Annotated in this window: 12 protein-coding genes; all 12 read right to left on the bottom strand. The window is 35.4% G+C overall.

Features of this window, described 5'->3' with window-relative positions; all coding sequences use genetic code 11:
- Positions 1-259: 259 nt before the first annotated feature.
- The 12 genes from proC to mraZ all read right to left on the bottom strand — a co-directional run bounded on the left by proC (position 260) and on the right by mraZ (position 12493).
- Positions 260-1039, bottom strand: a complete 780-nt coding sequence (gene proC / locus H8909_RS06910) for a pyrroline-5-carboxylate reductase (RefSeq protein WP_187012295.1) — start codon at positions 1037-1039, stop codon at positions 260-262.
- 40 nt (positions 1040-1079) lie between these two features.
- Complete coding sequence (ftsZ, locus tag H8909_RS06905) at positions 1080-2156, bottom strand: cell division protein FtsZ (protein ID WP_187012294.1); 1077 nt, start codon at positions 2154-2156, stop codon at positions 1080-1082.
- Positions 2157-2171: 15 nt separating this feature from the next.
- Entirely contained in the window at positions 2172-3437 is a 1266-nt protein-coding gene (ftsA, locus tag H8909_RS06900; RefSeq protein WP_187012293.1) for a cell division protein FtsA, read from the bottom strand.
- Positions 3438-3540: 103 nt separating this feature from the next.
- On the bottom strand, positions 3541-4314 hold the full coding sequence (locus H8909_RS06895; protein WP_187012292.1) for a cell division protein FtsQ/DivIB: 774 nt from the start codon (positions 4312-4314) through the stop codon (positions 3541-3543).
- Between the two features lie 2 nt (positions 4315-4316).
- On the bottom strand, positions 4317-5228 hold the full coding sequence (gene murB / locus H8909_RS06890; RefSeq protein WP_022424825.1) for a UDP-N-acetylmuramate dehydrogenase: 912 nt from the start codon (positions 5226-5228) through the stop codon (positions 4317-4319).
- 1 nt (position 5229) lies between these two features.
- Positions 5230-6318, bottom strand: a complete 1089-nt coding sequence (murG, locus tag H8909_RS06885; protein ID WP_187012291.1) for an undecaprenyldiphospho-muramoylpentapeptide beta-N-acetylglucosaminyltransferase — start codon at positions 6316-6318, stop codon at positions 5230-5232.
- Between the two features lie 11 nt (positions 6319-6329).
- Positions 6330-7670 (bottom strand): UDP-N-acetylmuramoyl-L-alanine--D-glutamate ligase, encoded by a 1341-nt coding sequence (gene murD / locus H8909_RS06880; RefSeq protein ID WP_187012290.1) that lies wholly within the window; start codon positions 7668-7670, stop codon positions 6330-6332.
- A complete protein-coding gene (gene mraY, locus H8909_RS06875) occupies positions 7671-8639 on the bottom strand; it encodes a phospho-N-acetylmuramoyl-pentapeptide-transferase (protein ID WP_187012289.1) in 969 nt (322 codons plus the stop codon).
- 65 nt (positions 8640-8704) lie between these two features.
- Positions 8705-10828 carry a penicillin-binding protein gene (locus H8909_RS06870; RefSeq protein ID WP_187012288.1) on the bottom strand — a complete coding sequence of 708 codons (2124 nt, stop codon included), beginning with the start codon at positions 10826-10828 and terminating at the stop codon, positions 8705-8707.
- Positions 10828-11118, bottom strand: a complete 291-nt coding sequence (locus H8909_RS06865; RefSeq protein ID WP_192923993.1) for a hypothetical protein — start codon at positions 11116-11118, stop codon at positions 10828-10830. The genes H8909_RS06870 and H8909_RS06865 overlap by 1 nt, the downstream gene beginning before the upstream one ends.
- Positions 11118-12056 (bottom strand): 16S rRNA (cytosine(1402)-N(4))-methyltransferase RsmH, encoded by a 939-nt coding sequence (gene rsmH, locus H8909_RS06860; RefSeq protein ID WP_022424831.1) that lies wholly within the window; start codon positions 12054-12056, stop codon positions 11118-11120. Before rsmH ends, H8909_RS06865 begins: the two co-directional genes overlap by 1 nt.
- A gap of 5 nt (positions 12057-12061) precedes the next feature.
- The gene (gene mraZ / locus H8909_RS06855; protein ID WP_022424832.1) at positions 12062-12493 is read right to left on the bottom strand and encodes a division/cell wall cluster transcriptional repressor MraZ; all 432 of its coding nucleotides are present in this window, start codon (positions 12491-12493) and stop codon (positions 12062-12064) included.
- Positions 12494-12524 lie beyond the last annotated feature (31 nt).

The following is a 12524-nucleotide window of genomic DNA, read 5'->3' as shown; positions in this document are numbered from 1 at the left end:
TCATCCTGAGCCAGGATCAAACTCTCCACTGAATATGTGAAGAGCTGATGTTCAGCTCATCAATTAAATGTTTTCAAATAAATCTGACGTGTATCTGTTCAGTTTTCAATGTTCTGTCTGCGCTCCTCACCGGAGTGCTCACTTATACTACCATCATTCATTTTCTTTGTAAAGACTTTTTTTGATTTTTATTCATTTTTTATAATAAAAATGTAAAAAACAGCCTATAAACGCTATTTTAGCGCCTATAGGCTATGTTTTATTTGTTCATTGATTTTTCAATTGCGTTAATGAATGCACTGCGCATACCTGCATCCTCTAAAGCTTTTACGCCTCTAATAGTAGAACCGCCTGGTGAAGTGACATTATCCTTTAAGATACCTGGATGAAGATCTGTTTTTAATTGCATCTTTCCTGATCCAAGTACTGTCTGACTTGCAAGCTTATAAGCCATTTTTCTTGGCATGCCCTGCATAACAGCTCCATCAGCTAACGCTTCAATCACCATATAGATATAAGCAGGTGCACACCCTGATAATGCGCCACCTACACCCATTAAGTGGTTTGGTACGACTTCTATTTCTCCTACTGATGAGAAAGCATCTTTAATAGTACTAAATTCTTCATCAGTCAAAGAATGAGTCTGTTCTAATAAACACATGCCTTCTCTTACTGCCATTGGAGTATTTGGCATAACTGTTAGATGTCTTGTAGATGCATCTAATAGTGTATTGTATTTATCGAAGTCATAGCCAAGTACAATAGAAACAACTGCTTTGCCTTTTAAATCTTCTTTGATATCAGCTACTACTGATTCAATCACCTGTGGTTTAACACATAAAAAGACAAAATCACTTTCTTTTACGACCTCATGTGCATCATTTAGAGCTACAATCCCAAAAGAGCTCATTTTATCTAGTTGAGCTTTATTTAAATCATAAGCACATATTTCTTTACCTGGAATAAATCCAGATTCTACAAAACCTTGCGCAATCGCACTCGCCATATTACCCATGCCTACAAAACCAAATTTATACATAAGAATTCCCCCTTGTAAAAAAAGCTAACATAATGTTAGCTTAAATTTTTCTATTTCTAATAAAGCCTGGTAATGGATCTTCATCATCATCTTCAACAACTGTAGTTGTCTTATTACCATGTACTGTATATGTCTGTTTTGGAGTTACTACAACTTCTTCTTCAGGCTGATCTTCTTCAAAACCAGTCGCAATGATAGTAACGATGATCTGATCATCTAACTGATCATTAGAAGCTACACCCATGATTGCATTGACATCATTGCCAATTGCTTCAGTAATAGTCGCAAATGCTTCGCTTGCTTCAAATAATGACATGCTTGGTCCACCAGTAATGTTGACGATTGCATCCTTTGCACCGTTGATAGATACATCTAATAATGGAGATGATACAGCACGTTTTGCAGCTTCCTGTGCTTTATTTTCACCTTCAGCCATACCAATACCAATAAGTGCATCGCCACGATCCTTCATGACTGAGCTAACATCCGCAAAATCAAGGTTGATCATTGCTGGAATCGCAATTAAATCAGTAATAGTCTGAACAGACTGACGTAAAATGTTATCTGCTTCTCTGAATGCTTCATTCATTGGACGATTACCAATTACTTCTAGAAGACGATCGTTAGATACAACGATAATAGAGTCTACGTTCTTACGTAATTCTTCTAAACCTGCAAAAGCCTGTCTTTTTCTTCTAGGCCCTTCAAATGTAAAAGGAGAAGTGACAACACCTACTGTTAATGCACCTAAATCTCTTGCAATCTTTGCAACAACTGGTGCACCACCAGTACCTGTTCCACCACCCATTCCGGCAGCAACAAAGACCATATTTGCATCAGCTAAAGCTTCTCTAATTTCATTTTCAGATTCCTGAGCTGCTTTACGTCCGATTTCTGGATTTCCTCCAGCACCTAATCCCTGTGTAATATCTTTTCCTAAGAAGATCTTGTTCACACCTGTAATACCTTTTAATACCTGTGCATCAGTGTTTGCTACATAGAAATCAACACCTTTTACTCCATCAGTCACCATTCTATTAACGGCGTTGTTTCCTCCGCCACCTACACCAATAACTTTTATTTTTGCAACCTTCACAAAATCTAAATTTTCATCCATTGTCCTACCCTCACTTTAATCATCACTTAATATCGAATCAAAAAACTTTCTAAACTTGCCTTTATGATGAGTTGTTTCAGTCTTAGCCATCGTTAGACCTCTCACCTTTAAACTCATCGTGCTTGATAAATCAGGAAGAACAAGTGATACAACATCTTCACCTATCAATTCCTTACGATCATCTAGGCAATATAACATACCTAAACACGGTACCAGAGACATATCTCTTGCACCTACTGTTTCAGGTCGATAACATCTTACAGGTGTACCTAATACATCTGTCGCAATTAAATTGAGGCAAGGTAATTCCCCTCCACCGCCGACAACAACAGTTTCATAAGTACGTCCATCATTGATAGCATCTAAACAGTGTTTAATTTGTGCCATCATTTCCCACACAGCTGTCTGTAATACTTCAGACAAATCCCTCTGTGTATAATTCTTTTCTACCCCATCTACGATAGTAGTATGGATAATATCTTCTTCACCAAGACCATTTTCACATGTGCCGTATTTCACTTTATATATTTCGGCCTGTTCCATAGAAATCTGCCATGCATCTGCAATAGCACAAGTTAAGGTATAGCCACCTATTGGTACAGTCTTCAAATATTTCAAATAGCCCTCTTCAAAGAAAGAAATAGTTGAATGATCATATCCGATATTGATCATCACTGCACCTTCTTGAAGATATACAGCATCAAACGCTTCTTTTGCAGAAGCATATGCATCAATCGTAATATCAATAACATCCAATCCTGCTTTTTCTACAGCTGTCAGGTAAGAATACAATACCTTCTTGTTTGTAGTAATCACAAGTGCTTCTACCTTTAAAGAGGCAGAACGCATACCAAGAGGCATATGATCCACTTCTTTTGTATCTAAAAGATACTTTACAGGAATAGTTGATACAATTTCTTCTTTCTTGCTCTTTTCAAAACGTTGTGCAATCTTCAAAACACGTACAATATCACTGACCTCAATTTTATCCTGAGGTGAATTCACTTTTGTAATACCTTTAGTTTGGTATGTTCTTGCATAATTGCTAGGAAGAACAAGTGCAACAGATGTAATTGTTGTATTCAATTCAGCATCTGCTTCCTTAATAATTGATCTGATTTCATCAACCAGTACTTCTTCATTTTTGATCAAGCCACCCTCAATGGCATGGCTCGCTAATTTCTTCGTGAAGAGTATATTAATATTAGTGCTCATCAACTCTGCGACAAGTAGCTTCAGTGTCGTAGAACCGATGTCTAAAACAGCATATATTCTTTTCATAGACACTCTCCTTACATATAATCTTATTTTATCATAATTACAAAATAATGAAAACGATTTATAGACTACTTATCACGAGTTACATATATATGACTCGTAAGGTTTACTCGCATTTAGTCATGTATAAATTTCTTCCCTCAAATGAGAATACACATACATCACTTTTACTTTGCATATAAGCAGAGTAATCAAAACGAGATGGAGACAATGTATCCTTCATACCCTGGATATCTAAAATCAATTTCTTTCCATCATCAAGTATTAAAGCCACACGATCATCATATCCTTTTGCTGGAGAATAAACGATATCACTTACAGCGTTTCTTATCGTAACAGGAATAGCAACATACTGGCTTGCAAGTTCTTCTACTGCCTTGATATCAGTAAATCCTGAAATCTTAGGAATCTGTTTAAGTCCTGTATAATTCATACCTTCAACAACCTGAATAAGTTTACCTTCTTCAGTAACGATATAGGTTTTATTGTCTAGTTCCATATATGCCACCAAAGCAGCTTCTTGAATTTCAATAGAAACACCACCAAGGATGTTATGAGTAACATAAGCCTTTGTGACAAGACCTGTCTTCTTCAGATTATCTTTGATCGTGTCATTATTTAACAAGAAATGATAGGTATGATCTGTAATGCCTGATTCTTTTACAACTAAATCTTTTGTAAGCTGTGAATTACCTGTGACCTTTATAGACATAACCTTTGATAATGGGGATATCATATATCCTAAAACTATTAAAAGAATAATACCAAGAAGTGTCAAACGACGCTTTCTTAGTTTTCTTCTACGTCTATTTTTCTCAATTAACTCACGTGATGGGCTGCGATCATATTCATTAAATTGAAAATCGGGCTTCTTATCCATATTTAATCCCAATTCACTAAAATAACTTCTTTATGAAGCTTGACTCCAAACTTCTCATAAACAGTCTTTTCTACAAGTCTAATGAGATCAAGTATATCCTTTGCACTTGCATATCCATTGTTTACGATGAAATTTGAATGTTTAGGTGATACCTGTGCACCACCAATTTCATAACCGCGCAGCCCTGCTTCATCAATATAACGCCAGGCAGGTTTTTCTTCAGGGTTTCTAAAAACACTACCTGCACATGCAAAATTCCATGGCTGTGTACTCATACGACGTTCTTTACGCTTATCTAATACCTTACGGATTTCTCCTGGATCTTTAGCTGTCATTTCAAATGTTGCATCAAGAATGATCCAGTTTGGATGCTTTTGTAACACTGAATGACGATAAGAGAATTCCATATCTTCTTTACTTAATGTAATGATATTTAAGTCATCATCAAGCACACGTGCACTTACAAATACATCTGCCATACAATACTTATAGGCACCAGCATTCATATAAATACCACCACCCATATCTCCAGGAATACCACCCATAAATTCAAATCCTGATAATCCTGCTTTGGCACTCGAATAAGCTAAGGCAATCATAGAGACACCCGCCTGTGCCACAATAGTGCTACCATTCATCTTCACATCATCAAATGATTTCATTGAGATAATGATACCATCATATTCTTTATCACTAAATAGGAGATCACTGCCATTACCGATAACCATGTGCTTAATATCATGATCACGACAATAATTTAAAGTCTGAATAAGTGAATCGATATCGTTTGCTTTAACGAATATCTTGGCAGGTCCACCCACTTTATAGGTTGTATGCTTGTACATAGGTTCATTCTCAATGACTTTGCCTATATTCATAGACACAAGATCGTTATATACCTGCTTCACATCCATATTAGCGTCCTCCAGTTAATTTTAATATTTCTTTATAAATATCCTCACATGCATGAGGCTTACCTAAAGCAAGTGCTTTTTTAGATAATTCTTTACGCATTTCTTCATTGTTCATATATTGATCAACAACTTCTACAAATGCATCTGCATTTAAATCTTTTTCAAGAATCAAATGAGCAGCCCCTTTGGCTACAAGTTCACGAGCATTGTATTCCTGATGGTTAGCCACTACATAAGGACTAGGAATAATAATAGAAGCTGTCCCTAATGCTGTCATTTCAGCAAGAGTTGTAGCACCTGCACGGCTCACTGCTAAATCGCAGCTATGTAAAACACTAGGCATATCATCAATATATGGTAATACATGAATAGAATCACTTAAATCCTTAAGTTCTTCCTTCATCTTTTCATAATAAGTCTTACCTGTTACATAAAGCACATCATAATCCTTATGATCCATCTTATGTAATGCATCCTTCATTACAGCATTTACTGTTGCTGAACCAAGTGATCCCATAACAATCACCATAACTTTTCTATCAGGCGCAATATTATAAAGATCATGTACATCTTTGAGTACACCTTCAGATACAACAGAAGCACGAGGGTTACCTAGTAACTTTGTCTTATCCTGCGGAAATGCTTTTAAGGCTTTTTCATAACAGCAGATAATTTCATCTACACGTTTAATTAAGATTTTGTTTGTTAAACCAATGATAGAATTCTGTTCATGGATCATAGTCTTATAGCCTTTCTGACTTGCTGCTAAGACAATAGATGCACTAGGATAACCACCAAACCCAATAACGATATCTGGATTAAATTCCTTTAAAATCTTCTTTGAAGACTTTAAAGATTTTAAGAAAATCAAAGCATTTTTAGCTTTCTGTAAAGGATTGCCTACAAGACCTTTTACATGTAAACCACGATATGCTAAACCCATCTGAGGTACAATCTGAGATTCTAGTCTATCTGTTGTACCTACAAATAAGAATTCAGTATCAGGATCACATTTCTTAATATAATCAACTAAGGCAAGAGCAGGATAGATATGTCCTCCTGTTCCACCAGCACTTACTATAATTTTCATTTAACTCACTCCTATAACTTGTTCACGATGTCTTTGAAGACATTTCCTCTTTCAACATAACTATGGAATTCATCGAATGAACTTGTTGAAGGAGAAAGCAATACAACATCGCCTTCTTCAGCAATCTCTTTTGCTTTTAAAATAGCATCTTTCATATGATCTACTACGATTGTATGAGGATGTTGCATATCTTTAGAGAAACGTTCTTTTGTTTCACCAAAACAGATGAGTGTCTTAATAAGAGGGTTTTGTTCTCTTACGTCCTTTAAATCAAGATTCTTTTCATGACCACCCATTAATAAAATAACTGGTTTTTCAAATGCTTTAATCGCAATTACTGCTGCATCTGTATTAGTTCCCTTAGAGTCATTGTAATAACGTACGCCATCAAGTTCTCTTACAAACTCAATACGATGTTCTACACCCTTGAATGCAGCTAAAGTGTCATGAATAGATTCAAGACTTACACCTACTGCTCTGCACGCTGCAATCGCAACCATCATATTCGCAACATTATGTAAACCTACAATCTTGATTTCATCACGACTAATAACCTTCTGTCCCTTGTAATAAATCGCATTGTCTTTAAGTTCTACATCTGCCAAGCTTTTAACTGAGAATGTTTCAATATGTGATGGAACAGGATACTGTGCTAAATAAGACTGTAAAGTTTCATCATCACTATTATTAATAAATAAATCATTCTCATCCTGATTCATATAAATACGCATCTTAGATGCATAATATTCATCTAGAGAGTCCATATAATCAAGATGATCTGGTGTTAAATTTAAAACTGTAGCCACCTCTGGCTTGAATTCTTCAATATCAATAAGCTGGAAGTTAGACATTTCTACTACAACATCATGTCCTTCTTCTTCATATAAATGTTCATTTAATACGACTTCACAATAAGGAATACCGTAGTTACCGCAAATATGTGCCTTGTGACCTGCAGCCTTTAAGATTTCATAAATCAAAGTCACTGTTGTCGTTTTTCCATTTGTTCCTGTTACCGCAATATAATGCTGCTTTTTAGCCACTTTATAACCTAATTCAATTTCTGTATAAACAGGAATACCACGTTCTTTTAAACGTAGGATAAATGGTGCATGATAATTGATTCCTGGATTTTTAACTACAAAGTCAAAATCTCTTTCAAATAATTCATCTGGCTGTCCACCACAAACCATTTCAATTCCTTCACTCACATATTTGTCATATTCAGGAATATCTTCTTTTTTCTTTGATTCATTGATAGTGATATCAGCATGCATAAACTTTAATAATTCAACTGCTGCCTTACCACTTTTTGCAAGTCCTAATACAAGTACTTTTTTGCCTTTAAACATTTATAACACCCCTAACAATAATCCAATAATACCCGCAATAAATCCAACTGCCCAAAAAGTAACAACAACTTTATTTTCGCTCCATCCACACATTTCAAAATGATGATGAATAGGAGCCATTTTAAATACTCTCTTACCTCTTGTCTTAAATGAAATAACCTGAATACATACAGATAATGTTTCAATAAGAGGTACGATTCCAATAATCAATACAAGTAGTTCCTGTTTAGTGATGACTGCAAACGCTGCAAGAATACCACCTAATGCAAGAGAACCACAATCACCCATGAAAATCTTAGCTGGATGTGCATTAAATACTAAGAATCCAGTGAGACCTCCCATAAGTGCAGCACCAAATAATGCTGCTTCAATATTCTTACTTAAAATCGCAAATGCAACAAATGGTGTTAATGCAATAATCATAAGTCCTGTTGCAAGGCCATCTAATCCGTCTGTTAAATTCACTGCATTAGATTCTGCAGTAAACATGAAATAAACAAAGACTGGATAGAACCAACCAAGATTAACACTAATATGTGCAATAGGAATAATAATTTCAGTTGAGAAGTTAGGTAAATAAGCCTTAGCTAAGAAATAGAATGCAACCGCAACAACTGACTGCATTGCATATTTATAACTAGGCTTCAAACCTTTATTACTATGCTGTACAACAATTAAGTAGTCATCAATAAATCCAATAAGTCCAAATCCTACTAATGCAAATGTTAATAGATTAACATATGGATTCATAAAGTTCTGATAATGGCAGATATAAGCTGCAATCACAGTAGCTATGATAAATACGACACCACCCATTGTAGGTGTTCCGCCTTTTTTCTTATGAGAAGCAAGTCCCTCTTCTCTTTCTACCTGTCCAAACTTTAATTTATGTAAGTAAGGTATAACCTTAGGCATGGCCACTAATACAAGTGCTAATGCCACCATAAAACTGATCATTAATAGAAACATGAAAATTTCCTCCCTCTATTTTACCCCACAAGTGTAGCATAATATGGGTGTAAATACAATGTCACTTATTTCGCATAAAGCTCAATCTCAGTGCCTTGTTTTAATTCAGTTCCCTTTGTAATACTTTGAGCATAAATAGAGCCCAAACCATTCATTTTAATTTCAACACCAGTGAGTGATGCAAAGGCTTCAGCCTCTTTACGAGACCAGCCAAGCATTGAAGGCATTGTATATTTCTGTCCATCTGTTAATAAAAGTACTTTAGAACCCATTGTAACTTCTGTTGTACTTGATGGATATTGTCCTACTACTGTAGAACCATCACCAATGAGTATTGGTGTAAGCGAATGTTTCTTTAAGATACCTTCAACATATGATGTACTCTGGTTCATATAGTTATTTAATACATAAGGTGTTGAATTTACCTTTTCAGTATCTTTGCTTAAGATATTTAAAGCTGATTTAGTAATACTCTTGACTACCTCTCCAGAATAGTTAGTACCGCTGCTTTCATTCTGGAACCAGACTATAACTTCTACTTCAGGATCACGATAAGGTGCCATACCGACAAAGGAATGTGTATGCTTAGAAGCAGAATAAGCACCATTTTCCGCAATCTGACCAGTACCAGTCTTACCAATGATTTCTACAGATGAATCTCTATAATCACGACCTGTTGATCCATCAATATTAACGACACCATATAAAAGTGTTCTCATCTGAGCCACTGCTTCAGTAGAATAGATTTTCTTAGAATAAGAAGTTTTAGCACTATAGAGTGTCTTACCATTTGTAGGATTAACTACCTTTTCTACTAAATAAGGTTCTACTGTACGGCCATCATTCGCAAATGCTGAATAACCTCTTAATAGCTGTAGTGTAGTAACTGAAGAACCTTGACCAAATCCTGTTGTGAAATATTCTAAGCTCTTTGTTTTACCGTCATAACCCTTTACACCACTACCAGAGAATAAGCCATCTACCTTACTAGTTTGGAATAATCCAAGATTCTTATAATCTTCAATTAAGCTAGACATATTTGTATGTTCAGCAAGAATATGACAAATAGCTGTATTAGAAGAATGGTACAACCCATCACGATAAGTAATACGGCCCCATCCAGTTTTATTGTGGTCATGAATTGTCGCAATAACACGGTCATTAGATACATAATCATATGTACCTGATTCATATTTGCTATCTAAATCTAATACACCATCTGTTAATGCATTCGCATAGACAAATGGTTTAAAAACCGAACCACATTCAAATGCTTCATTTAAGAATGTATCGTTATAATTAGTTAAATCTCGTTTATTAGGATCAAATGAAGGATAGTTAGATACAGCAAGAATAGCCCCTGTTTTGACATTCATAACTACAGCACATGCTTTTGTAGCCTTCGTATTTTCCTGCATATCTTTCATTAATGAATCTAATTCTGTCTGAAGTGTTGAATTGATTGTTAAATAAACATCATTTCCACTTACTGACTTCTTATCAGAAATAACCCCATTAGGAAGAGTATTACGCTTAGAGTCTACTAAATAAACTCTCTGCCCATTTGTACCCTTTAGCCAATTATTATAAGTCTTTTCAATACCCATCTGACCTACAATATTATAAGGATCCGTTTCTGCCGCTACAGCTGCATAGCCTACTTCATAGCTTGCAAAATCACCAAAACGATAATTACGAGATGTAATTTCATCAAATTCAAGACCAGGTAACTTCAATGCCATAATCTTCTCTTTTGTGATAGAAGATAAATTACGGCCATAATTGCCAAATTCTACCTGATATGTATTCTGATTCAAGCGATCTAAAATTGTTGCTTTAGATACGCCTAGAATAGGTGCTAACTGTTCAGCTGTTTTATCTTTATTTACAATATATTGAGGATTATTCTTCGCATCTAATCTTTTTGCAAGAATAGCCCTTAATTTATATTTCTTTACATCAGAAGCAACTATTTCGTTATCACTTGTATAAATAGTCCCACGTGCTGCCTGAACAACCTTAGTGACCTGTCCACCTCCACGTTTCTTTGCAAAGTCTCTTATATTGACGTTACTCATCATTGTCTTACCTGTTGTACATAAGTAACAGACATTGATTGCTAATATAACCATCATAAAGAGAAATACAAGCATAACGACCTGACCGCTTCTATTTCTATTTTTGTTCATTATTCTTCAGCTCCTACCACTGCAGCAGCTGCAGAACTAGGCTGATAATCATAACCTTTCTTAGTGGCAACATCCTTCATACGTGAGAAAGAAGCCAATTCCTGTTTAGACATTTCTAAAGCATCAATATCTGACTGCACATTAGATATTTCATCCTGTGTCTTTTTGATTTTCGCATTAAGTTGTGATTCATATGAATTCAAATAAATACTACCTACCAAAAATAGCACAAAAGAGAACGCAAGCAGCATTTCTGTAAACTTTAAAAATCTTGATTTTCTTCTTTTCATTATTCATCACGTATCCTTTCTATCACTCTTAATTTAGCTGAATGAGAACGTCTGTTCTCTGATAATTCTTTTTCATCTGCCACTATAGGCTTTCTTGTTACCTTCTTAAAACGAGGCTGGTATTCCTCCGGAATAACTGGCATACCCATTGGTAAATCAGGTACTGCAGTCTTTTCATTAAACATATACTTTGTAATTTTATCTTCTAATGAGTGGAAGCTGATGACTGCCACACGTCCACCCACATTAAGTAAATCTAATGAATCTGTTAAAGCACGTTCAAATACATTTAACTCATCATTCACTTCAATACGAATTGCCTGGAAAGTACGTTTTGCAGGATGCCCACCTGTACGTCTTGCGCGAGCTGGAATAGCCTTCTTTACTATTTCTACAAGTTCAAAGGTTGTTTCAATAGGTTTAACCTGTCTTTCCTTTTCAATCATTCTTGCAATTGATTTCGCAAACTTTTCATCCGCATACTTATATAAAATAGTCACTAAATCCTGATAAGAATAATTATTCACTACTTCATAAGCACTTAAAGGCTGCTCTTGATTCATACGCATATCTAGTCTTGCATCTGTATTATAGCTAAATCCTCTTTCCGCATTATCAAATTGTGGAGAAGATACACCTAAATCAAATACAATACCATCTACCTTATAAACACCCTCCATTGAGAGTCTTGCCTTAATCTCTTTGAAATTTGCATGAATAATAGTAAAGTTGTCAGAAATCTTTGACAATCTTTCTCTTGCAGCTTCTATCGCATTGGTATCCTGATCAAAACAATATAAATGTCCTGTTGTCAATTTTTCTAGAATACGAGAACTATGTCCCCCTCCTCCTAGAGTACAATCCACATAAATACCATCTTCTTTTATATTCAATGCATCGATTGTTTCATCTAATAATACACTATAGTGTTCAAACATATTTATCATTCCTCATTTTCTGATATTCTTTCTGATAAGTCATCAAACTGGTCATCATATTCATCATAGAATGCATCCCATTTAGCAGTATCCCATATTTCAATATGTTCACCAGCACCAACGATTGTACACTCTTTTTCTAGATGAGCATGTGTACGTAATACCTGGGGAATATTGATACGACCTAATTTATCAAATTCACTGCAGCTCATACGAGAAGTTACCATACGTAAATAAGCACGCTCTTCTTTCTTCTTATTTGATAACTTCTTCAATTCTGCATAATAAGTCTGCCATCCTTCTTCTGTATAAACATCTAGACAGCCTTCGTGGCCTCTCATGATATAGACATGGTCTCCGCATTCACCACGGAATTTAGCAGGGATGCTCAAACGGCCTTTAGTATCTAGATTGTGCTGATATTCACCAAAGAACATGCCTTGCTCACCATTCCTTTCCACAATTATC

Origin of the sequence: Catenibacterium faecis, assembly GCF_014306455.1 — a bacterium.
GTDB lineage: Bacteria > Bacillota_I > Bacilli_A > Erysipelotrichales > Coprobacillaceae > Catenibacterium > Catenibacterium mitsuoka_A.
This window is presented reverse-complemented; position numbering and strand designations above follow the sequence as displayed.